This is a genomic window from Pseudomonas sp. XS1P51 (genome assembly GCF_054897845.1).
In genome coordinates this window covers 269,329-293,938 of record NZ_CM142707.1, presented here as the reverse complement: position 1 = coordinate 293,938, position 24,610 = coordinate 269,329, and the positions used below count along the sequence as shown (strand labels likewise).

The 24,610-nt window shown below is 60.1% G+C and carries 14 protein-coding genes and 2 pseudogenes; 14 read left to right on the top strand and 2 right to left on the bottom strand.

What is annotated here, in order from left to right; all coding sequences use genetic code 11:
- The first annotated feature begins 289 nt into the window (after positions 1 to 289).
- Entirely contained in the window at positions 290 to 8,959 is an 8,670-nt protein-coding gene (locus tag ACYZUD_RS01420) for a GH36-type glycosyl hydrolase domain-containing protein (RefSeq protein ID WP_462025162.1), read from the top strand.
- Between the two features lie 109 nt (positions 8,960 to 9,068).
- On the opposite strand, the pseudogene ACYZUD_RS01415 reads toward ACYZUD_RS01420, so the two are convergent.
- Positions 9,069 to 9,363: pseudogene (locus ACYZUD_RS01415) on the bottom strand (integrase core domain-containing protein); the annotation flags it as partial.
- Positions 9,364 to 9,419: 56 nt separating this feature from the next.
- Here ACYZUD_RS01415 and ACYZUD_RS01410 point away from each other — a divergent pair.
- From ACYZUD_RS01410 to ACYZUD_RS01400, 3 genes and pseudogenes are all read left to right on the top strand, one after another.
- Complete coding sequence (locus ACYZUD_RS01410; RefSeq protein ID WP_462022258.1) at positions 9,420 to 10,796, top strand: IS30 family transposase; 1,377 nt, start codon at positions 9,420 to 9,422, stop codon at positions 10,794 to 10,796.
- A gap of 9 nt (positions 10,797 to 10,805) precedes the next feature.
- Positions 10,806 to 11,704 (top strand): annotated as a pseudogene (traD, locus tag ACYZUD_RS01405) (conjugative transfer system coupling protein TraD); the annotation flags it as partial.
- 90 nt (positions 11,705 to 11,794) lie between these two features.
- The gene (locus tag ACYZUD_RS01400) at positions 11,795 to 12,526 is read left to right on the top strand and encodes a TIGR03747 family integrating conjugative element membrane protein (protein ID WP_462022257.1); all 732 of its coding nucleotides are present in this window, start codon (positions 11,795 to 11,797) and stop codon (positions 12,524 to 12,526) included.
- A 1,150-nt stretch (positions 12,527 to 13,676) separates the two neighbouring features.
- Here ACYZUD_RS01400 and ACYZUD_RS01395 read toward each other — a convergent pair.
- Positions 13,677 to 13,874 (bottom strand): hypothetical protein, encoded by a 198-nt coding sequence (locus ACYZUD_RS01395; RefSeq protein WP_462025161.1) that lies wholly within the window; start codon positions 13,872 to 13,874, stop codon positions 13,677 to 13,679.
- Between the two features lie 765 nt (positions 13,875 to 14,639).
- Between ACYZUD_RS01395 and ACYZUD_RS01390 the strand changes: the two genes are divergently transcribed.
- From ACYZUD_RS01390 to ACYZUD_RS01345, 10 genes are all read left to right on the top strand, one after another.
- A complete protein-coding gene (locus tag ACYZUD_RS01390) occupies positions 14,640 to 15,305 on the top strand; it encodes a response regulator transcription factor (RefSeq protein WP_462022256.1) in 666 nt (221 codons plus the stop codon).
- A 445-nt stretch (positions 15,306 to 15,750) separates the two neighbouring features.
- Positions 15,751 to 17,106, top strand: coding sequence for a sensor histidine kinase (locus ACYZUD_RS01385; RefSeq protein WP_462022255.1), 1,356 nt, complete (start codon positions 15,751 to 15,753; stop codon positions 17,104 to 17,106).
- A 134-nt stretch (positions 17,107 to 17,240) separates the two neighbouring features.
- Positions 17,241 to 17,435, top strand: a complete 195-nt coding sequence (locus tag ACYZUD_RS01380) for a Flp family type IVb pilin (protein WP_462022254.1) — start codon at positions 17,241 to 17,243, stop codon at positions 17,433 to 17,435.
- The gene (locus tag ACYZUD_RS01375; protein WP_462022253.1) at positions 17,432 to 17,983 is read left to right on the top strand and encodes an A24 family peptidase; all 552 of its coding nucleotides are present in this window, start codon (positions 17,432 to 17,434) and stop codon (positions 17,981 to 17,983) included. Before ACYZUD_RS01380 ends, ACYZUD_RS01375 begins: the two co-directional genes overlap by 4 nt.
- 13 nt (positions 17,984 to 17,996) lie before the next feature.
- On the top strand, positions 17,997 to 18,917 hold the full coding sequence (gene cpaB, locus ACYZUD_RS01370; RefSeq protein WP_462022252.1) for a Flp pilus assembly protein CpaB: 921 nt from the start codon (positions 17,997 to 17,999) through the stop codon (positions 18,915 to 18,917).
- Positions 18,918 to 18,974: 57 nt separating this feature from the next.
- Positions 18,975 to 20,345 carry a type II and III secretion system protein family protein gene (locus tag ACYZUD_RS01365; protein WP_462022251.1) on the top strand — a complete coding sequence of 457 codons (1,371 nt, stop codon included), beginning with the start codon at positions 18,975 to 18,977 and terminating at the stop codon, positions 20,343 to 20,345.
- A gap of 17 nt (positions 20,346 to 20,362) precedes the next feature.
- On the top strand, positions 20,363 to 21,013 hold the full coding sequence (locus ACYZUD_RS01360) for a CpaD family pilus assembly lipoprotein (RefSeq protein WP_462022250.1): 651 nt from the start codon (positions 20,363 to 20,365) through the stop codon (positions 21,011 to 21,013).
- Between the two features lie 12 nt (positions 21,014 to 21,025).
- Entirely contained in the window at positions 21,026 to 22,243 is a 1,218-nt protein-coding gene (locus tag ACYZUD_RS01355) for a hypothetical protein (RefSeq protein ID WP_462022249.1), read from the top strand.
- A gap of 10 nt (positions 22,244 to 22,253) precedes the next feature.
- Positions 22,254 to 23,603, top strand: coding sequence for a CpaF family protein (locus tag ACYZUD_RS01350; RefSeq protein ID WP_462022248.1), 1,350 nt, complete (start codon positions 22,254 to 22,256; stop codon positions 23,601 to 23,603).
- A gap of 2 nt (positions 23,604 to 23,605) precedes the next feature.
- Positions 23,606 to 24,586 (top strand): type II secretion system F family protein, encoded by a 981-nt coding sequence (locus ACYZUD_RS01345; protein ID WP_462022247.1) that lies wholly within the window; start codon positions 23,606 to 23,608, stop codon positions 24,584 to 24,586.
- Positions 24,587 to 24,610: the final 24 nt, after the last annotated feature.

Genomic DNA, 24,610 nt, shown 5'->3' with positions numbered 1-24,610 from the left:
TCCCCTACCGGTGCGACGTAGTGAAGTGCACTCTCAAGCCCTGCACTGCGACGGTGTGACGCCAACGTCAGTTATGTCGCAAGCCAGGTGACATTACATTCCGAGCATCCGCTGACGCAGCTATGCTCGCTAGCATACAAACATCGGCCAGCCCCCTTTGGCAGACTCGAAGCCTGCCGCAGTTGTGTGCTGCAACGTGCTCGTGACGCAGCCATCAGGTCACAACCTGCGTCGGGAGCACTGCCACCCTCATCACTCCATTCGTCGAGGGCGTGTCATGCAAGGAAACATGGACAGTCATTGGACCCACGTCTTCTTCCGGTTCTGGCGTCTGCCTGCCTTTTACTATCGCCAGTGGCGCGAATCACGTCGTAAATTCGAGTACGAACCACTGCTGCGCTCGGAGTTGTTCAGCGCCGAACAGATGGCCAGCCATGGAACGCTACTGGCCCAACAGCACCGTATTAGCGGCCGCACGGCGAAAGACTCGCTGCTTGCGCGCCTGGCCGACAACGAGGCGACGCTAGCCAGTAGCTGCAAGGCGCTCACTGCTGCACCGTTGTCCGCCCGGCGTACAACACCGGCAGCGGAATGGTTGCTGGACAATTATTACCTGGTCGAAGAACAAATCCGCACCACCAAGTCTCACCTACCCCGAGGCTACAGCCGTGAGTTACCGCAATTGGCCGATGGCCAGTCGGCCGGAATGCCACGGGTCTACGACATCGCTCTGGAGACCATTTCACATGGCGACGGCAGGGTCGATGAGGAGAGTCTGAGCCGTTTTGTAGAGTTCTATCAGGCGATCACACCACTGACGCTCGGCGAGTTGTGGGCGATTCCGATCATGCTGCGCCTGGCACTGATCGAGAATCTGCGGCGAGTAGCCTCGCGCGTCATGGCTAACTGGGATGACCGCAACCTGGCCAATGACTGGGCCGATCACTTGATCGAAACCGCCGAACGCGATGCCAAAAGCGTGGTCCTGACGGTGGCTGACATGGCGCGTTCGGGGCCGCCGATGACCTCATCATTCGTCGCTGAACTGGCGCGACGGTTACAAGGGCAAAGTGCCGCGCTGATACTGCCGTTGGCCTGGATCGAGCAGATGCTCAGCGAATCAGGGCTCAATATCGAGCGCCAGGTGCAGGTGGATGCCCAGCAGCAAGCCGCCAATCAGGTGTCCATCAGCAACAGCATCGCCAGCTTGCGCCTGCTGTCGGCCACCGACTGGCAGGAGTTCGTCGAACATCTGAGCCACGTCGAGCACGTGTTGCGCACAGACCCGGCAGGGATCTACGCGCGGATGGATTTCGCCACCCGCGATCACTATCGGCATGTGGTCGAACGCTTGGCGAAGAACTGTGACCAGGCTGAAGAAAACGTCGCGCGAGCGGCCATCGCCCTGGCCGATGCCCGGGTAAGGCCACCGCCCGAGGGCGACGTGGCCGGACATGTGGGTTACTACCTGGTGGGTCCTGGGCTCAATGAGCTCGAGCATCGAATCGCCGCTCGAGTGCCCTTGGGCGAGCAATGGGCACGCCTGCTGTTTCGCGCACCGCTGACCTTCTACTTGGGTCTGGTGCTGATCCTGTCAACGCTGTTCGCCTGGCCTTTCCTTGAGGCCGTTTATCGCGACGCAAGGCCTGGATACCTGCTGGCATTGCTCGCGATACCCACGCTGCTGATGTCCAGCCGCCTGGCCATCGGGCTGGTCAATTGGCTGATCACTCTCACCATGCCCCCCTGCATTCTTCCCCGACTGGACTACAGCCAGGGTATCCCGGTGCAAGCGCGCACGTTGGTGGTCATTCCCACCCTGATAGCCCATTGCGTGGATGTCGAAGAGTTGGTCGAAGGCCTGGAAGTACGCTTCCTGGCCAATCGGGATGCCAATCTGCACTTCGCCCTGCTCACCGATTTCATGGATGCCCCCACCCGGGAGCTGGAGCAGGATGCGAGTCTGCTGTTGCTGGCACGGCGGCTGATAGAAGCGTTAAATCAGAAATACCCCGACCCACACAATGACCGATTTTTCCTGTTGCACCGACCAAGACGCTGGAACGAGGCAGAGCAGACCTGGATGGGTTATGAGCGCAAACGCGGCAAACTCGCCGAGCTCAACGCCCTGCTGAGGGGCCGTGGCCAGGAGTGCTTTTCACTGATCGTTGGCGATATCCAGACACTGACTCCGGTTCGTTACGTGATCACCCTCGACACTGATACCCAACTTCCGCGTGATGTTGCACAGCAATGTATCGGCGCGATGGAGCACCCGCTAAATCACCCCGTGTTCGATCCGCATCAGGGCCATATCAGCAGCGGTTATGCGATTTTGCAACCGCGAGTGGGCATCAGTCTGCCGAGCACTGCACGCTCTTCCTATGCCCGGCTGTTCGGGAGCGATGCAGGCGTCGATCCCTACACCCGTGCTGTTTCGGACGTCTATCAGGATCTTTTCCAGCACGGTTCATTCATTGGCAAAGGGATCTACGCCGTGGATGCTTTCGAGTACGCTCTGGAAGGCTGTTTCCCGGAGAACCGCATCCTTAGTCACGATCTGATAGAGGGTTGTTATGCCCGTTCGGGGTTACTCAGCGACGTGCAATTGTTCGAAGAATACCCCGCCTGTTACAGCGCCGACGTCAAGCGCCGGCATCGCTGGATTCGCGGAGACTGGCAGTTGCTGCCATGGGTCATGCCCTGGACGCCCAAGGCAGGTGGAGGGCTGGAGCGCAATCGCCTTTGCGCCGTGGCTCGCTGGAAAATCTTTGACAACCTTCGGCGCAGTCTGGAGCCGAGCGCTTTCCTGGCAATGTTGCTGTGGGGCTGGCTTGGAGCAATGCAGCCTCTTTCGTGGACCTTCATGGTGCTTATCCTGGTACTGATCCAACCGCTGTCGAGCACCTTGCAGGAGCTGATGCACAAAACCGTCGACGTTCCGATCGAGCAGCATCTGACGGCGGCCCTTGGCGCCTCCAGCCAACACTTTGCGCGGGCGATACTTCCTCTGGTCTGGCTGCCGTTCGAAGCCTTATACAGCCTGGATGCGATCGGCCGTACGCTGTGGCGCATGCTGATCAGCAAGCGTCGTCTGTTGCAGTGGAACCCTTCACGGGAAGTAGAACGCAGCGACAGCAACAAGCTGTCGCAGCTGTACCGCGCAATGTGGATAGCCCCATTGCTGACAACGGTCCTTTTAGCACTGTTACTACCCACTCCGAATCTGCTCGCCCTGGCCGGACCATTTTTGCTGCTGTGGCTGACGAGCCCGGCCGTCGCCTGGTGGCTCAGTCGGCCTTCCCCCCGAGCGCAATTCAATCCTTCAGCGCAGGAGCTGCGCTTCCTGCGATCCCTGGCGCGCAAAACCTGGGCGTTCTTCGATCAATACGTCGGTCCGGCCGACAACTGGTTACCCCCCGACAACATCCAGGAGCAGCCCCGCCCCGCCATTGCACACCGTACATCGCCGACCAACATGGGCATGGCGCTGCTGTCCCACGTGGCGGCGCACGACTTTGGCTATCTGAGTGGCGGACGGTTGCTGGAGCGCCTCGATCAGTCCTTGTCCAGCATGGCCGGCCTGGAGAGCTACCGCCGGCACTTCTACAACTGGTATGACACCTTGACGCTCAAGCCCTTGCCACCGCACTACGTATCGACGGTGGATAGCGGGAATCTGGCAGGACTGCTACTGACCTTGCGCCCTGGGCTGCTGGACTTGATGGATGCGCCACTGCTTGATCTGCGGGTGGTCAACGGGCTGATCGACACCCTGGATGTGCTGCAAGACACCCTCCTCGCAGCGGGTCTGGACGACCACGATGTGCGAACTCTGCAAGGCGAAGCGCTCGCGGCGCAGGTTCGGGTTGTTTCGAGCCCTGACGATGCCACCGAGACTCTCCTGACCTTGCTGGAGCGCATGAGTGCACCCACTGCCCTCAGCCACTTGGCGACGGTCGGCGAAGCCGCCTTCTGGCTCGAGGCGCTGCGCGCACAATGTCAGGATCTGCAGGCCGAGCTGCTGAGCTTCAGACTGCCGCCCGCCATTGACAGGGCAGAGCCGTTGGCACTCAGCTGGCGCCAGTTGGCGCAACTCGATGTCGCTCGCTGGTTGCCGGCTCAGCAGGCTCAAGTGACGTCCGTGCAGCGCCTGGCTGTACAGCGCATTGCCACGGTCACCCGCCTGGCCAATCTGGTCGGCGCCATGGCGAACATGGACTTCACCTTTCTCTATGATGCCCCGCGCGATCTTTTCGCCATTGGCTATAACGCCGACGAGCGCAAGCTGGATACCGGTTATTACGACTTGCTGGCCTCGGAGGTGCGACTGACCAACTTTGTGGTTATCGCCCAAGGCCAGTTACCTCAGGAAGGTTGGTTCAGCCTTGGAAGACTGCTCAGCAGCAACGGTGGCCTACCCGTGCTGCTGTCCTGGTCCGGCTCGATGTTCGAGTACCTGATGCCTATGCTGGTAATGCCCAACTATGAAGGCACCCTGCTCGACCAGACCTGCCGCGCAGCGGTCGCCTTGCAGATAGAGCACGGCAATCAGTTGGATATTCCCTGGGGGGTTTCCGAGTCGGGTTACAACATTCAGGATGCTCACTTCAACTACCAGTATCGCGCATTCGGTGTACCAGGCCTGGGACTCAAGCGAGGCCTTGGCGCGGACACCGTTGTCGCTCCCTATGCCAGCGCCCTGGCGCTGATGGTGGCCCCCGAGGCCTCGTGCCGGAACCTGCAGCGACTTGCCGCGCTGGGCCTGGCCGGGCGCTACGGTCTGTATGAAGCCGTGGATTTCACCGAGGCGCGCTTGCAACGCGGGCAGCGTTGCGCAGTCGTCTATTCCTTCATGGCACACCATCAGGGCATGAGCCTGCTGGCGCTGACTTGCCTGCTACTCGACCGGCCAATGCAGCGACGTTTCGAATCCGACCCACAATTCCAGGCGACCGCCCTGCTGTTGCAGGAGCGTGTGCCGAAGACCGCCGCACAGTACCTGCATGCCGCAAGCGCGCCGGCTGCGGACCGGGCATCACGAATACATGAAACCAAGCTGCGGGTCTTTCCCGATCCTGACCGCAAACGCCCTGCGGTGCAGTTGCTCTCCAACGGCCGCTACCATGTGATGGTCAGCAGTGCTGGCGCAGGTTACAGCCGCAGCAACGAGATTGCTGTCACCCGTTGGCATGAAGACTTCACCTGCGACAACTGGGGCATGTTCTGTTACCTGCGCGATGTTGCAAGCGGCACATTCTGGTCCGCCGCGCACCAACCGACATTGCGCCATCCGGAAAGCTACGAAGCCATCTTCACTGATGCCCGTGCCGAATTCCGTGTACGTGAGCAAGACTTCGACACTCATACCGAAATCGTCGTATCACCGGAAGACGACATCGAGTTGCGCCGCTTGCACATCACCAACCGCGCGCGAGTGCGCCGCAGTATTGAGCTCACCAGCTACGCCGAGGTAGTGCTGGCTTCGGCCATCAGTGATGCGATGCACCCGGCCTTCAGCAATCTGTTCGTGCAGACCGAGCTGTTGCGCCCGCTGCAGGCAATCATCTGCACCCGTCGGCCGCGCTCCAGCCAGGAAACAGTGCCCTGGATGTGTCATTTGCTGGCAGCGCACGGTGTAGATGTCGATGCGATCTCCTACGAGACCGACCGTGCGCGCTTTATCGGTCGTGGGCGCAGTGTCGTGGCCCCGGCGGCAATGGATGATGAGGTCGAACAATTATCAGGAACCGCCGGCCCGGTACTTGATCCGATTGTAGCGATACGTTGTCGCATCACCCTGGATCCCGGTCAGACGGCGACCATCGACTTGGTGACCGGCCTTGCCGACAGCCGCGACAACTGCCTGCACCTGATCGACAAGTACCGCGACCGCCATCTGGCCGATCGCGTCTTTGACTTGGCCTGGACCCATAGCCAGGTGCTGCTGCGCCAGCTTAACGCGTCATTGGGCGACGCGCGTTTGTTCGAGCAGATGGCCGCGTCGATCATCTACGCCAGCGCTGCATTGCGGGCCGAGAGCAGCGTGCTGCTGGCCAACCGGCGCAACCAGTCCGGCCTCTGGGGCCAGGCGATATCGGGTGACTTGCCCATCGTGCTGCTGCAGATCAGCGATCTGGCTAACATCGAGTTTGTACAGCAGATGGTCAAAGCTCATGCCTATTGGCATCAGAAAGGCCTGTCGGTAGATCTGGTGATCTGGAACGAGGACCAGGCCGGCTATCGCCAGCAACTGCAAGACCTGATTATGGGACTGGTCACCTCGGGCAGTGAAGCGAGCCTGGTCGACCGTCCTGGCGGGATTTTTGTGCGACCGGCACAACAGTTGTCGGGCGAGGACCGGACACTGATGCTATCGGTGGCCCGCCTGGTACTCAATGACGGCCACGGCAGCCTGGCCGATCAGGTCCATCGGCGCCGCGCGGACCCTCTGCTCCCCAGGCTCGAACCGAGTCTTGTGCGAGTGGAGCAACCACCTGTGGTCGGTGCCACACAAACCGACCCTGCCTTGATATTGAACAATCCCTACGGTGGCTTCAGCCCGGACGGTAGCGAATACGTAGTGACCCTGCGACCAGGCCAACCCACACCAGCGCCTTGGGCCAATGTGCTGGCCAATGCGCAATTTGGCACGGTGATTTCCGAAAGTGGCGGTGCTTACACCTGGAGCGAGAATGCTCACGAATATCGTCTCACCCCTTGGCATAACGACCCGATCTCTGACCCCAGCGGTGAGGCGTTGTACCTGCGCGACGAAGAGACCGGCCACTTCTGGTCGCCGACCCCACAACCCTGCCCAGGTAGTGGCGTTTACCGTACTCGTCACGGTTTCGGCTACAGCGTATTCGAGTATGAAGAGGACGGCATCCATACCGAGTTGTGGGTCTATGTGGCACTGGATGCACCGATCAAATTCTCGCGCCTGAAAATTCGCAATACCAGCGACCGGCTGCGGCGTTTGTCGGCAACGTGCTACGTGGAGTGGGTACTGGGGGATTTGCGCAGCAAGTCGGCCATGCATGTGGTCACGGAGGTGGACCCATTCAGTGGCGCGCTGTTCGCGCGCAACGCCTTTTCGATCGAGTTCTCCGGGCGCGTCGCCTTTCTCGACACGGATTCGACGGGGCGCAGTTTTAGCGGCGATCGTGCCGAATTTATTGGTCGCAACGGGAACCTGCAAACTCCGGCAGCATTGATTCGTGCCCGGCTGTCAGGACGTTGCGGTGGTGGCTTCGATCCCTGCGCGGCAATGCAGGTCGCACTGGAGCTGGCGGACGGCGAAAGCCAGGACGTGGTGTTCCGCCTCGGCGCCGAACAGGACACCAAATCAGCCACTCGCCTGGTACAGAAATACCGCGGCGCCAAGGCCGCGGCGGGTGAACTGGACGCTGTGCGTATACATTGGCGCAAGACCTTGGGGGCCATACAAATTCAGACTCCCGATCCAGCCATCGATGTGCTGGTCAACGGCTGGCTGATGTATCAGGTCATCGCGTGCCGCTTCTGCGCACGCAGCGGTTATTACCAATCCGGCGGAGCCATTGGCTTTCGTGATCAATTGCAGGACAGCATGGCAATGATCCATGCCGACCCGGCTGCCGCGCGCTGCCACCTGCTGCTCTGCGCCGCGCATCAGTACCCCGAAGGCGACGTACAACACTGGTGGCATCCACCGCAAAGTCGGGGTGTGCGAACGGGCTGTTCCGACGACTTTCTTTGGTTGCCCCTGGCAACCAGCCGCTACGTGTACATCACCGGTGATCGTAGCGTACTGAGCGAAGTGGTGGGTTATATCGAGGGACGCGCACTCACTGCTGGCGAAGAGTCCTACTACGATCTGCCCGGCACTTCACAACTCCAGGAAAGCCTCTACCAACATTGCGTTCGCGCCATTGAGCATGGCCTCAAGCGCGGTTCCCATGGGCTGCCGTTGATGGGGTGCGGAGACTGGAATGACGGAATGAATCGGGTCGGCGAGCAAGGCCGTGGTGAAAGCGTGTGGCTTGGCTTCTTCGGCTACGAGGTGCTGCTGCAATTCTCCAGTACTGCGCAGCTGGAAGGTGACATGGTCTTCGCCCAGCGTTGTACTGAGCAGGCGGCGACTTTACGTGTGAGCCTGGAAGATCAGGGTTGGGATGGCGCTTGGTACCGCCGCGCTTACTTCGACGACGGCCAGGTATTGGGCGCGGCGAGTAACGAGGAATGTCGTATCGACTCCATAGCGCAAAGCTGGTCGGTGCTCTCCGGGGCCGCGTCGCAGGTACGGCGCCGAACGGCCATGGACTCACTGGATCTGCACTTGGTCCGGCGCGATACCGGCGTGGTGTTGTTACTGGATCCGCCGTTCGACAAGGGTGCACTGGATCCCGGTTACATCAAAGGCTACGTACCCGGCGTACGCGAGAATGGAGGCCAATACACTCACGCTGCCGTTTGGGCAAGTATGGCCTTCGCCCGTCTTGGCGACAGCGACAAGGCATGGGAGCTGCTGCGCATGATCAATCCCATCAGCCGTCGCAGCGCTGCACAAATCGAAACGTACAAGGTTGAGCCTTACGTGATGGCCGCCGACGTCTACGGGGTAGCACCCCACACAGGACGCGGCGGCTGGACCTGGTACACCGGCTCCGCTGGCTGGATGTATCGCCTGATCGTCGAATCACTACTGGGACTGACACGCTGCGCCAACTCGCTGCGCATTGAACCGGTGCTGCCAGCCGATTGGCCGGGCTTCACCCTCCATTATTGGTTCGGTGCAACCCTCTACCACATAGAGGTGCGCCAAAACGAAGACGCAACACGCACACTCAGCCTGGATGGCACGCTACTCACCGATGCGATGTTGGGACTGCTGGACGATGGGATCGAACACCGCATTTTGGCGACTTGCCCGAAATCTACGGCAGTTAATGAGGGGCGCGTCACATCAACTTCTTAACGACAGTTGTAACAGGGGTTCTGAGCGGTGGTGTTATAGGTTCCATGCACTTAGGTCACGACAGAACTATCTGCTTGCCGCACTCCCTGTTCACGTCCAGATGTAGTGGTCAACTAATCCCGGACACGACGTTAAGTTTTTTCTCAGCCTGAGCTGGCGCGAGCCCAGCGTTGAATTGATGGGGCCGAATCCAGTTGTACCGATGCATCAAAAAATGACTGATGTCGCGCTGGGCCTCTTGGGCCGTTCGGTAGCCCGTGGTTGGTATCCATTCGATTTTCAAACTCCGGAACACACGCTCCATCGGCGCAGTCCCAGCAATTTCCCCGGCGACTCATGCTCTGGCGCATACGGTAACGCCACAGCCGCTGACGAAATAAACGACTCGCATACTGGGCGGATTCAACCGGTCGTCGCAACACCTTTGATCGAGGTGTTTATGGGACGACCCGCAGGCTGGATGCAAAATTTGACCGGACGAGGAGCGATGCGCTCGCCAGGTGCGCCGTCACTTCGCAATGAAATCGAGCGGCTGTTTTGGGAGCAGATCGCAACCGGGATCACAAGCGAAAAGGCAGCGGAGGCCGTTGGCGTATCATCAGCGGTAGGCACACGCTGGTTTCGTCATCGGGGCGGGATGCCATTATTCATGTCGAACCACATATCAGGACGGTACTTATCGTTCGTAGAGCGAGAAGAGATTGGTCTGCTTCGGGCGCAAAGTGTTGGCGTGCGTGAGATTGCTCGTCGCCTTGGACGAAGCCCATCGACAGTTTCACGGGAGCTGACACGTAATGCTGCAACTCGTTGCGGTCGGCTTGAGTATCGAGCTTCAGTCGCGCAATGGAAGGCAGAACTGGTGGCCAAGAGTCCGAAGCCAGCGAAACTCGTGACTAACCCGCGACTGCGTCACTACGTGCAAGACCGTCTCGAGGGTAAGGTTCACGATGCTGATGGCCGTGAGATTGTTGGGCCTCGACAAGCTCCCTTCAAAGGCCGAAATAAACCACATCGCAGTGACCGTAAATGGGTCAACGGCTGGTCGCCCGAACAAATTACCAACCGGCTACAGATCGATTTTCCGGACGATGAATCCATGCGCATCTCTCACGAAGCCATATATCAGGCCCTCTATATTCAGGGGCGAGGGGCTCTCAAGCGCGAGCTAGTGAGCTGCCTGCGCACAGGGCGAGCGCTGCGCGTGCCGAGAGCCAGGGCGCAGGCCAAAACGTGGGCGCACGTCAGCGAGGATGTCATGATCTCCAGTCGGCCTGCTGAGGTGGAAGACCGGGCTGTACCTGGGCATTGGGAGGGCGACCTGATCATCGGTCTGAACCGATCCGCGATTGGAACGCTGGTCGAGCGCTCCACTCGATTCACCATGCTCGTCCATCTGCCTCGCGAGGAAGGTTATGGGTTAACTCCTCGAACGAAGAACGGCCCGGCGCTGGCCGGCTACGGGGCTGTCACTATGGCCAACGCACTGAGGAAGACGGTGACTGACCTACCCATCGAATTGTGGCGATCTTTGACTTGGGATCGTGGAAAGGAACTATCGGATCACGCTCGATTTACCATCGAGTCCGGAGTGAAGGTCTTCTTTGCTGACCCTTATAGTCCTTGGCAGCGCGGCACGAACGAGAATACGAACGGTCTTTTGCGGCAATATTTCCCGAAAGGCACCGACCTGTCTCGCTGGAGTGCCCAAGAGATCCAAGCTGTAGCTCATGCGCTGAACACAAGACCTCGAAAAACACTTGGCTGGAAAACACCTGCCGAAGCGCTGAACAAGTATCTAAAATCTATTCAACAATCCAGTGTTGCGACGACCGGTTGAATCCGCCGCTTCGACAAAATCGTTGCCTCCCTACTGCCGCTGCTGGAGAAACTCACCACCGGCAAGACGGCCCAGTTGCTGGCACCGAATTACACCGATCTGAATGACCCACGACCAATCTTCGATTGGATGCAGATCATCCGTAAGCGCGGGATCGTCTACGTCGGTCTGGATGCGCTGACCGACGCCGAGGTGGCCGCCGCTGTGGGCAACTCCATGTTCGCCGACTTGGTCTCAGTCGCGGGCCACATCTACAAACATGGCATTGACCATGGCCTGCCCCAATCGGGTAACAACAGTGACAAGCTACCGATCAACCTGCACGCCGATGAGTTCAACGAGTTGTGGGTGATGAGTTCATCCCACTGATCAATAAGGGTGGCGGTGCCGGTATCCAGGTAACCGCCTACACCCAGACCCTTAGCGATATCGAAGCACGTATCGGCAACCGCGCCAAGGCCGGCCAAGTGATCGGCAATTTCAACACCCTGCAGATGCTGCGGGTGCGTGAAACCGCGACCGCGGAGCTGCTCACCCTGCAGTTGCCCAAGGTCAATGTGCTGACCAAAACCCTGGTGTCGGGAGCCACAGACACCTCCGATCCTGAAGCCAACACCGACTTCACCTCGTCCTCACAGGACCGTGTCAGCAGCACCAGTGTGCCGCTGATCGAGCCTGCGCACATCGTCAGTTTGCCCAAGGGGCAAATGTTCTCCTTCCAGGCCGGTGGCCAGCTCTGGAAAGTCCGCATGCCGTTGCCAAAGCCCTCCAACGACGATGCCATGCCCAAAGACCTGCAGGAGCTTACCCAGCGAATGCGGGCCACCTATAACGAGCAGGCAGGACAATGGTGGAGCGCAAGCGGTGGCGGTCCAACAACAAACTTCGATCTGGATCAGGTGGGGTAGCCCAGCCTCGCCACAGGTTTCGATTCGGCAGAAAACTATCCAGAAGACGTCGTGACGACATCAACTCTGCACCGCGCAATGGGGTGAACAATGGCGACCAATATCCAAAACACGCCACCACAACCGATCCAGCATCCGGGAATAATCGTCTCGGCCATCAGCCTGGTCCTGCGCATCATCGGCTTGCTGGTTACCTCACTGCTGTTCTCAATCCTCACCGAGTTCGCCGGTTTTCTGCTGTTCTGGGGTGAACAGGGCTGGCGGCATAGTCAGGCCATGCTGACCAGTGAATTGGGTTGGCTCAGTGATTACTTCAAGTCTTCACTGATCCTCCAACAGCCTGGGCGAACGATTGTCCAGTTGCTGGACTTCCTCAACCAATGGTTGTTGGTCAAGACTGGCTTTGCGGATTTTGCCCGGCAGGCGCGGGTGTCGAGCCAGGGCAACGGCTTCTGGAATTGGACCAATCAGCTATACGTGAGCATTGAGAATTTCGTGCTGGCGGCGGTGTATGTCACCTTCACCTTCGTGGTGCGCCTGACCATTCTGGTCCTGGCCACACCACTGTTTTTGTTGGCCACACTAACCGGTTTTGTCGATGGTTTGATGCGCCGCGACCTGAGAAAATTTGGCGCGGGGCGAGAAAGCAGCTTTGTCTATCACCGCGCTAAGCGAGCAGTGTTACCACTGTTGATCGTGCCCTGGATCATTTACCTATCCCTGCCCTTTTCGCTCAACCCCATCGCTGTGCTTTTGCCTTGTGCAGTACTACTTGGAGCAGCAGTAGCGATCACATCGACGACGTTCAAAAAATATCTCTAAGCACTCACTAAAGCTTCTTCCAAGGCGTTGGAACTCAGGGTGATCTCTTTCAGTAAAAGACACCGATGGTCGGCTGCTGCGTTTTGCGGGCCTGTTCATTCGCGACGAAGCATACCTCTCCCTCCAGTTCTCTGGCCGAAGCGATGGGCTGCGCGCTGGAAGAAACACCCATGGACCTGCAGGTGCGCACCGATACCGAAAAGAAGACCTCGGAACCCGAAGTATTCGCCTGCGGCGATGTGGCCCAGGTACCTCATTCGGCGTCGCTGGCGGAGTGCTACGGCGCCATGGCAGGCGCCCAGATACACCGGTTCACTGCCCTAGCCCGAGAGCACTACCCCGTGCGTGAGAGGACCAGCACACGATGATCCCGTTTTCCGATCCGACGACCGTATCGAGCTATACAGAGAAGATTGTATGGATCGTGCCCAAGCTTCGGGACCAGCGAAGGATGGCCGGCGGGCTGCTTGCCGAACAAGCACCTGCTGACACCCGCATCCTGGTGCCCGGCGCCGTCGGTGGGCTGGAGTCGAAGGGCTTCCGAGATGCAGCCGGGCTAGCACTTCGACGGGATAGATCCGTCCGCCCGAGATGCTCTAGTTGGCCCGCACACCCCTCGGATCTATCGGGGCTCGCGTGCGCTTCCAAGAAGGCTATATCGACAGTGCTCCCATCGGCCTTTAGATGGCGCGACCTGTCTTCAAGTTAAAGGAAATGCCCCCGGCTCACGTCCAGCGCTCCCGTTGTCGTCGCACACCACAAGCTTCGCCAACGCAGCTCTAATGGCTCAAGTGCACTGCTGTATACGCTGTCTCGTCCAGATTACTACGGCACAAGCTGAAGCAGCATCGCAGCGGTCAAGGAGCGACTGCCCACAGCAGGATGCCGACCTGCTCAGTGAGGTCGGATTAGTGGATATCGAGTTGTTTTATTGCGCACTCACCTTTAAAGGCTGGATCGGTTACCGACCATGAGTGACCGAGCCCACTCAACAACCTCGTATTGCCACAATGCCATCCTCTGGCTCGCCTTGAGCATCTGAGGTAACTTCTCTCCACGGACTTTTACCCGTCCTTACCATGGCGCTCAGAATGATCAGAGGCGTGCGCATGTAAGCTACTAATGGCGATCTTCTTGGACTGTCCTGCTGCTACCAACCGCATATAGCAAGCTCGCCTACATTGTGCCGTATAGCGACGATGACCGCCATGTGGACCGAGCTGCGCCCCCTCGCCCGTCCACCAAAGGCCATGCATTTACCGCCCAACATTCCCGAGTTCCGGTTCATCGACCCAACCCCAACCAAAGCGCATACTTGCTTAACCTTGAGATGCCCAAGCTCGAGCAGCTTGGAAATCAGCGCATCCGTTGTTGCCGGCCCTGCACCTTTGACACTCTGTACCTGAGCCCTCAGATTGGGTTGGTGCCGGTACAGGTGTTCAGCGGCTCGGGCGTCGGTGACCAGAACTTAGCGCTTCAGCATGTCCATCGGCTCGACGATTCGCTCCCCGGAAGGATATCAACATGGGGGTATGCTTGTGCTGGCGCGCACCGACTTGCAGCCGCACAAGCTGTCGGCGACGCGTCACCAAGGCATGCAGGTGCTGCTGCGGTTCATCCGCCATCGGCTTCGTAAGGCGGTCACATGATCGGCGCGCTTATCAATCACTTCGGCCAACTCGGCTAGCATCAGTGCCGCTGATTTTACCCAAAAGCCCTGGCTAGATCCGATCAGGCATGGCTCCAGCTTCCCCCCTTCAGGGATCGAACAGCTAGCCGTTCACTTCGATACCGTTACGGGACAGATGAACGCTGAACAAATGAGGAGGGGCCGACTTCATCGCCAGGTTTGACTTCATCGCGCAGATTTGTACTGATCCAAATTTTTGCCCCCTCGCTTTCGGCTCTCCCGCCCATGACAGGCCATCCGCACGCCAATACGCCCTTTCCAACGCTGCAGCATCCGTCGTTCCGAAGACATGAACGTTGCCTGCCAATACAAAAAAAATAGACACGCTGAATTATAGTCGGCAATAATTACGAATAGATGATAACGATTATCATTTGTGGAGCTGTAATTTCACAGTATCTGAGGTCTGAGAAAGGAGGGTCCATGCGTATTTTGATCGTGGAGGACGATGTGTCCGTGAGCCACTGGTTGAGCAGCAAATTACACGCCTCTGGTCACCAATGCCGTCTGGTAGGCGACGGCGAGAGTGCTCTGCAGATGATCAGACAAGAAGCTTTCGACGTCATGGTGCTCGACCGTATTTTGCCGCAGATGGATGGAATCGAAGTACTCAACCGGATGCAGAGCACAGCACGCCCACCTGTGCTGATTCTCTCAGCTAACGACCAGACCAGCGACCGCGTAGACGGCCTGCGCGCCGGTGCCGACGATTATCTGGGTAAACCCTTTGACTACACCGAACTACTACTGCGCCTGGAGGTACTGACCCGTCGGCGCCAACAAAGCGGGATAGAGGAGCAGATGCACGTTGAGGATCTGTTCATTGACTTGGGCCTACGCCGGGTGAAGCGCGCCGGCCAGGTCATCGATCTCACCGACAAGGAGTTCCGCCTGCTGCAGGTACTAGCCGAGCATGTCGGCCAGACAGTACCGCGGACCATGCTGCTGGAGAAGGTCTGGGGTTACCATTTCGATCCGCAAACCAATCTGATTGATGTACACATGTCCAAGCTGCGGACCAAGATCGATAAGGGTCACGAACGCTCGCTGCTGCGAACAATTCGCGCCATTGGCTACGAACTTGGGTGACTTTCGGTAACGGCGACCTTAAGCACTCTTAACGATCACAGGCTTGTTGGCCGCCTGCGCCGCGCCCTATGGTGCCGGCGTCCCTGTTTTTTTGAGCACACATAGCCATGATCACTGCCTGCCCTTCCATCAAGGATACCGAACCGTCCCAGGCCACACACTTCAAGGCTGCCATCCGCAGAGGCCAGGACGATAGCCGCGGTGCCCACTGGAGCACCTTCGATTCTCGCCTGGACGCGTTGCAACTCAACACACAGCAGGACCATGAAGCCCAAGTTGGGAGCAGTGGAGCATTCAATTTCTACTGCCAAACTGACGGATGTGATCGGTAATGTTCATAGTGCCTCAGTCGGCCAATAAGACTATCCAGAAGCGATCAATGCTCACTTGGCTATCCCAAAAGAGCCCGGCATCGACCGCCATCCACTGGCCCCGGATGCAACAAATGCTGGAGTCGAGCAACCTGCAACAGGCCGCGACCAGTGCGTTCATCTGCCTGTTGGTTTCGCTGTTATCGGTGTTCGGCAGCGTATGCTTGCTGGACAACGTGATACGCAACCACGTTAGCGATATGCTGCTGGCCGATGCTCGGGCGCTTAACATGCGCCTGTCGGCCCACGACCACGAACAGGTGGTCGACCTGTTGCGTCAAGAAGACACTTACGCGCCTCGCGATGAACGCTATTGGCTGGTGGTCGATACCAAGGACCGACCGTTGTATGGCAGCCAGGAGCTTGTGCCCTTGCTGGCCTGCAACCCGCCGAGTTGCAATGGCGACTGGCGCCGCTACGCGCTTAAGACCGATGAAGGCCGACACAAGGAACTGCTCGGGTTGGTCGTCAAGCTTCAGGACGGTGAGCGCTACTTCGCCGCGTACGACCTGCAACCGATGCTCGAACGCATTCAGGTGATCCCCTTGCTGGGCGGTGCGGCGCTGTTCTTCATTCTGCTCGGCAGCCTGTGCGTCAGCCTGCGCTATAGCTTGCACAGCCTGCAACGCATCGACTTGATACGCGATGCCCTTCAGCGCTTTGCTTGCGGCGACCACCGCGCCACGCCGCCCCAGGACCCCCACGGCGACGAAATCGACCGTTTGGGCGTGGAGATCAATGCCAGCCTTACGCGCATCAACCGGCTAATGAACGAAGTACGCAGCGTGACTAGCCACATCGCCCACGAGTTGCGCACGCCCTTAACGCGCTTGCAGAACCGCCTGGTCAGCGCCTCGGAAAAAGCCGAGGGCAGCATGCGCGAGGAATTGCAGGGTGCCGTGACCGAGAGCGAGCACCTGCACACTCTGTTTCGAACGGTGATGCGCATCGGCGAGGTGGAAAGCGGACGCTGCGCACACACCTTCGAGGTGCTCGACGCCAGAGCACTGTTAATGGACCTGCGTGAATACTACTTGCCGTTGGCTGAACAACTGAACTCGGTGCTGGACGTCAGCATGGAGGCCGAACTCACCCTGCTGGGTGATCGCGCATTGCTGTTCCAGGCATTGGCCAACCTTACCGACAACGCCCTTAAATATTCGCCCGCCGGCGCGCCGGTTCTGCTGTTTGCCAGGCCCTGTCGCCTAGGGCTGGAAATCGGCGTCTGCGATCAGGGCCCTGGCATTCCTCAGGCCCTGTACGAGCGCGCCACCGAACGATTCCTGCGTTTGGACACCTCGGAAGGGGTACAGGGCAATGGCCTGGGGCTGACCCTGGTCAAGGCCATTGCCGACCTGCACGGTGGCGAGTTGCTGATGCATGACAACGCCCCTGGGCTACGGATTGGCCTGCTGGTGGAGCGGGTCTGAAAACGCTGCTTCCTTAACGACTCTTAATGATCGCGACATTGCACACAAACGAGAACAACTCTTATTCTCCCTCGGCTTTCCCACCTACCCATTACCACCGGCCCGTGCGGCCGGACGAACCCGAGGACCTCTCCATGCGCCAATCTCTGAAAGCCTTTCTCATGGATGAAAGCGGTGTGACTGCAATCGAATACGGCATCCTAGCCGCTTCGATGGCGGCGGCCATCGGCCTGATCTTCGGCAGCGACGGCGCCTTCATCACCGCCCTCAAAAGCCGCTTCACCGACATTGCCGATCAAATCAGTACCACCAACAACAACAGCAAATGATCCCCTCGATACCCACCCTGACCAGCCTGATCCTGCCCCCCGCCTTGTTATGGGCGACGGTCAGCGATCTGCTCTACCGCAAGATTCACAACCGCCTGGTGTTGACGCTTCTGATGCTGTGGCTGGGGGCATTGCTTCTGGCGCTGCCAGGCAGTGTCTCTGCCAGCGATGTGCTGGTGGAAGCGGCCTGGGCACTGCCTGGCGCATTGGCAGTTCTGGTGGTGGGTTTCGGTTTGTTTCGGCTCGGTCGCGTCGGTGCCGGAGATGTAAAGCTGATGACCGTGCTGTGCCTTTGGCTAGGTGCTTCGAATCAAGCAACGTTCATCATCCTCACCTCCTTGGTCGGCGGGCTGTTGGCCTTGCTGTTGCCACTGCTAAGCCTGTTTGAACGGATGCTGGCACTGACCTGGTGGAGCCTGGTACGTCACCTGCCCCGCACACCGCCACTGCCGCAGTGCCTGGGCGATATACCGCTGCCGGGGATCCCTTACGCTGCCGCCATTGCCGTCGGTGCCTTGGGCACGCTGTTCATTCCCATTCATTCATGAGCCACCACAATCGATGAAAAAGAACTCTCTGCTGCTGCTCGTCACCGCCGTGTTCCTGGCAGCCGGCGCAGCGCTTCTGGTGCGCAGCCTGCTGGCCCCGCCCAAGGTTACCGCCCCCCCTCCTGTCGTCACGGTGCAAGCGGCCGGCGAGGTATTGGTCGCCAGTAAGGTGCTGGAACCTGGGGACTTCATCGACAGTTCGCAGCTCACCTGGCAACCGGTGAAGGACAAGCCCAGCCGCAGCCGCTACTTTGTCCGCGGTCAGGACAACCTGGAAGCGCTGTTCGGCGCCACGGTGCGCGAAACAATAAAAGCCGGCGAAGCCATTCGCATCGACAAAGTAGTACGCCGTGGCGAACCGGGGTTCCTGGCGGCAGTACTCAGCCCGGACATGCGTGCTGTGTCCATTCCCACCAGCCGCGTAGAGAGCAACTTCGGTCTGGTGTCGCCGGGTGATCGGGTGGATGTGATCCTCGGACTGCAACGTGACCGCGAGAAGACCGGCGACCAAAACAAGGACGCGGCCCCATTCCTGGCTGCCCAGACCATTCTGCGTGATGTGCGCGTATTGGCGCTGAACAACGTGACAGGCGTGGACCAGCCGCTGCGTGACGACGACGAGGCAGCAGCCAAGAAGGACGGTACCCAGGCCAAACCTGCCAAAGTCGTGGCCAACTTCGAGACCGTCACCCTTGAAGTGGACCCCGGTCAGGCGGAGAAACTGGCGGTAGCCAAGGAAATCGGCAGTCTGCAACTCGCCTTGCGGCCCCTGCGTCATGGGGAAAACGACCAATCGTATGACCAGCCGAGCGGCGTCACCACCCTCAGCGGCACCACCGATGTATTTGCCACCAGCAGCGTCCCCGCCGTGGTGCCGAAAGTGATGGCGTTTCGCGGCACCAAAGTGGAAATCATCGACCCCGCCCAGCATTAACAGCCTTAACCGCCCGGCGCCTGGTGCGTCGGCAGCACCCACATACGGAACCACCCCATGACGCTCATCGTGAAACGTCCTAAGGCGCGGCAGGTCAGCCGCAGCCTGCCTGTTGCCCTGGCCCTGCTGGTCACTCTGCCCATTACGGCGCTGGTCGAAGGTGCGCCGCTGTCCGCTGGCCCGCTCAGTGAAGTCAATACCACCCAGGACCTGTCGTTGTTCGTCAAGCAAGGTCGGCTGCTGAAGCTACCTGGCGCGGCCGCCAAGATCATGGTCGCCGACCCTGAAATAGCCAGCTTTCAAGTGCCCTCGCCAGACAGCGTGTTCATCTTCGCCGAACGCGCCGGTGCCACCAGCCTGTATGCCATGGACGCCAATGACAATGTCATCGCCGCCATTCGCCTGACCGCAGGCTACGACCTGGATGCCCTGCGCCGTCAGCTCAATGATGAAATCCCGGGGTCGCAAATCGAGTTCGCCAGCGCTGCGGGCAACGGCCTGATCGTTCGCGGCAAAGTTCGTACGCCCATCGAAGCACGGCAGGTGATCGCCAGCGTCACTGCCGCCCTGGGTGCCCCCGACACCGCCACGAACGTCGGCGCCAACACCGCCGCGAGACAGGGTCCCGATACCCCGCCGCGCATCATTAACCAGTTGCAGGTGGAACTGTCGGCGCAGGTCAACATCCGCGTGCGCGTGGTGGAAGTCGCACGCAGCCTGAGCCACGAGCTTGGCCTGAACTGGGATGCGGTGATGAACAGCGGCAAGTTCAGCCTGGTCACCGGCGTTACATCCACCGCCAGCAACAGCTTGACCTACAGCGACGGCAACCTCACCGGGGTCATCAATGCCATGAGCGAAGAAGGCCTGGCCACGTTGCTGGCCGAGCCCAACCTCACGGCCATGTCCGGTGAGACTGCAGGCTTTGCCGCAGGTGGCGAGGTGCCGGTGGTGGTGATTACCAACAACAACGTCAATATCGACTACAAGTCGTACGGCGTGATCCTGCGCATTACCCCGACCCTGCTGTCACCCAACCGTATCAGCCTGCGCATCGCCCCGGAGGTCAGCGACCTGACCGATGACGGCTCGGTGACTCTCGAAGGCGCGGTGATCCCAGCGCTCAAGGTTCGCCGTGCCGACACCACGGTGGAACTGGCCAGCGGCCAGAGCTTCGCCCTGGCGGGCATGCTGCGCAGCAATGCCAACCAGAAGGTCAGTGGCGTGCCGGGGCTCAGCCGTATCCCCTTGCTGGGCCGGTTGTTCGAATCCGAAACCAGCAGCCAGGAAGACACCGAACTGGTGATCCTGGCCACCGCCTACGTGGTCGACCCGGTCAGCGAAAGCCAGCTACAGGTGCCCGGCCGTGGCTTGCCGATGATTGACGCCCAGCTTCCAGCCCGCGCCAGCGCCGGCTACCTCTATTGAGATCGGAGAGTTCACCCATGCCCCCTCGCCCATCCGTTGCGTTGTTGCTGCTCGGCCTGCCGTTGCTGCTGGCAGGCTGCACCCATGAACTCAACCAGATCCGTGAAAACCGCTTCGCCAATCCGCCTTTGCAGGCCATTGAAGTGCAGCCTCAGGCACTGAGTCTGACGCTGGTGGCCACACCCAACGGCCAGAGCTTCACTGCCGAGTCGCTGGACAAGCTCAACCATTTGCTGATGCAACAAGGTCGCCTGGCCAACCAGAGCGTGACATTGGTCCCGCATACCCCGGCTGGTGAACGAATCGCCACACGCCTGGCCCAGGTATTGCGCGAGCGTGGTTTGCCCAACCGGCAACTGAACCTAGAAGCCCTGCGCCTGCAGAAAGGCCAGGACGACGTGATGGTGGTGTCCGAAGCACTGGTGGTCCGGGTGCCTAAATGCGTCATCAGCGCCCCGGACCGTTGGACCATTGCGCCCTATGCCTCGCTCGGAGGCCTTGGCTGCGCCAATGAAGCCAACATCGCCGCCATGGTCAGCGACCCACGCGACCTGATCACCCCACAGACCCTCGACGCGGGCGACGGCATCCAGGCCAACGGAGCTGTACAGCGCTATCACGAGAACGATTTGCCGGAACTGATCGACATTGACTTCAGCAATAATTAAGGAGCCCGCATCGTGAACAGCCCTCAACAACGCCCGAACGTGGAAGCCGCCGTGGCGCCCGTCAACACTGCCGTCTTCGCTGCCACTGCCGCCCAGGCCGCTGAGTTCACCACCCTGCTCCAGCGCCTGGGAGCAACCGGCAGCCATGTGCAAACCGGTGGTTGCCCAGCCGCCTTGAAGTGGTGCGCGCAACAGATTGCAGCCGTGGTGATTGTCGATCTGGACGGTGAGATGGCCCCCCTGCAAACCCTCAAGGAACTCGCCACGTTATGCGAGCCGGGCTGCCACATCGTCGCGTTGGGCAGTCACTCGGACATCGACCTTTACCGTGCCCTGCTGCACGGCGGCGTGCTCGACTACTTGCTCAAGCCCGTGCGCCTGGACCTGTTGGCCGCCACCCTGGAACGTAGCCGCAATGACCAGCACGACGACTTCGCGCGTACTGGCCGCAGCATTGCCGTCACCGGCTGTGCGGGCGGGGCTGGCAGCAGCACCGTGGTGGCGGCGCTGGCCCAACTGCTGTCCGAGGTTCGGCATGTCCCCGTGGCCGTGGTCGACTATGACCGACACAAAGGCGATCAGGGTTTGCTGCTGGGCGCCCAGGGCGATGCGGGGCTGGCCAGCGCCCTGGAAAGCCAGGAAATAGACGCCCGCCTGCTGCAGCGGGCCATGATCACCGTCAACCCGCGCCTGCACCTGCTGGGGCAGGAAAGCGCGCCCCAAACCCTCAAGGCCGTGGACTCCGAACACTTGCTGGGCCTGGGCGCCAGTTTGTGTCGGCTTTTCAATCAGGTGATCTGGGACCTGCCTGCCGCTCATCCCCACGAAGCGATGGAGGTACTGCGCCATAGCGAGACACGCATTCTGCTCACCGACCTCACCGTCCAGGGTGCGCGCAACACCCAACGCCTGCTGGCGAAGATCGGTGACGAAAGTGACGGCCAGCAATTACTGCTGGTACACAACCCGGTACACGCGGCGCAGCCGGCTCTCGCCCGGGAGCAATTCGAAGCGTTCGTTGGCCGACGCCTGGACCTGAGCCTGCCCTATGTCGGCACGGCCTTGAACGAAAGCCTGCTGGCGGGGCCACTGTCGTTGCAGCGCCTGCCGCCGATGCGCCAGGCATTGCTTGACCTCGCTGACCTGGCCTGCGGTCGGCGCCCTGAACGCCAGCCGCCCGCTGGCCTGATCGATCGCCTGAAACAGGCTATCGGCCACCGCGCAGTCTGAGGACCTGAAAATGCTGATTCGCAAAGCCAAGCCCGCACAGCCCTCAAGCCAGGCACCGACGCCCGTCGATGATGAGGTGCAGAAAGTCGCTAGCAGCCGCACACAGCAAGCCGCCAAGAGCGAGACACCGGGCATGGTCAATCGCCGCCTGCTGCGCAGTTTCCTGTACGACCAGATCGACCCGCTCAAAGCCGCCGCCATGAGCCGCGACAAGCTGCTGGCCCAGATCGAAACCCAGATCCGCCGGATCTGTGACGAGAAGCGCCTGCAACTGTCGCGTAACGAGGAAGAGCAGATCGCCACCGAGGTGCTCGACGAGATGCTCGGCATCGGTCCGATCCAGCCCCTGCTGGCTGACGAATCGGTCAACGACATCCTGGTCAACGGCGCCAAGCTGGTGTTCGTCGAGCGGTTCGGCAAGCTGGAACTCACGCCCATCACCTTCCTCGACGAAGAGCATGTGTTCAACACGGCCCAGCGGATCGCGGCGGGCGTGGGGCGGCGCATTGATGAAGCGCACCCGATGGTGGATGCGCGGCTGGCCGACGGTAGCCGAGTGAACATCATCACCTACCCGCTGGCACTCGATGGCACCACCATCTCGATCCGTAAGTTCATGCGTCGCAACCTGACCCTGGAAGCCTTGGCCGCCCGCCAGGCTATGTCCTATGAAATGGTTGAAGTGCTGGAACGAGCGATGGTGGCCAAGCTCAATATCATCGTTTCCGGCGGTACCGGTGCAGGCAAGACGACGCTGCTCAATGCCCTGTCGCAGAAAATTGACGACACCGACCGCATCGTCACCATCGAAGACGCCGCCGAACTGCAGATGCAACAAATCCACGTGGTGCGTCTGGAAACCCGCCCGGTGAGTGCCGAGGGCACTGGCAAGGTCGATCAGCGTGATCTGGTGCGTAACGCCCTGCGGATGCGCCCCGACCGCATCATCCTGGGGGAAGTGCGTGGCGGCGAGAGCTTCGACATGCTCCAGGCGATGAACACCGGCCATGACGGTTCCCTGTGTACCGTGCACGCCAACACCCCGCGTGACACCATTCTGCGTCTGGAAAACATGGTAATGATGGCCGGCATGCAACTGCCGCTTGAGGCCATTCGGCGGCAGATCGCCAGCGCCGTACACCTGATTGTCCAAGTCGAACGTCAGCGCGACGGGATGCGCCGCATTGTCTCTATCACCGAAGTGTGTGGCATGGAAAACGACGTCATCCAGACCCAGGAGCTGTTCGGCTTTCAACTGCGCTCGGTGGATGCCAATGGCAAGCTGATCGGCGATTTCGTCGCCAGCGGTCAACGACCACAGTTCTACAGCGCCCATGCGCATCTGTTCGGCGGGGCCTGAGCATGGGCGCCGTACTGGATCTGATCACCCTGTTGATCTTCGTCTGCACCCTATGCGCTTTTTACGGCCTGCTGGGCCTGAGCAAACGCCGTCAGCGCGCCGAGGCCAGCGCCATCCGTCTGGCAGCGCTCAAGCAGAACCCCACGCTACTGCCCGGCACTGGTGATGCCATCGACGACATGCTGCGCGAAATCCAGGCCACACCGCTGGCCGGGGTGCCCGTGTTGGGAGACAACCTGGCGCGGCTATGGCTGAACATCAACCTGCTGGGCTGGCGCCGTAACCTGCGCACCCGCCTGATCCTGATGGGCATGGCGGGCTTGCTGTTAGGTGTGCTGATGGGCCGTGATACACCGTTGCCATTGCTATGGGGACCGCTGATTGCCCTGGCCGCCAGCGTAGGGTTGTTTCTGCTGTTGCTGCGCCAGGCGTTGGCCCGCCACCACAAAGCCTTGCAACAAAGCTTGCCCCAGGCCATCGACGCACTGAATCGCACCTGCCGTGCTGGCGTGCCGGTCAGCAACGCGTTCAGCCTGGTGGCCGAGCACCTCAACGGACCACTGGCCACCGAGTTTCTGATCATCGACCACTGGTTGCGCCTGGGTGTGCCCCTGCGGCGGGTGATGCAGGATTCGGCGCTGCGCGTGCCCATGCCCGAATACCGTTTCTTTGCGGTGATCCTGATCATCAACCAGGAATCCGGTGGGCGCCTGGGCGAAACACTGGAGCGTCTGGCCAGCACCCTGCGCGAACGCCAGGAGCTGCAACTGAAGATCATGGCCAAGACCTCCGAAGCCAGGGCCTCGGCCAAGATCGTCGCCGCGTTGGTGCCTTGCATGATGGTGTACATGTACTTCAACTCCCCGGCGGACTTCCGCTTCCTGCTCAATGACCCGACGGGCAACAAGGTGCTGATCTATGTACTGGGCAGCGTCACCCTGGGCCTGACCATCATCCAGACAATGGTCAGGAGAATTCGATGAACCATCGTCCTTCCCGCCTCGGAG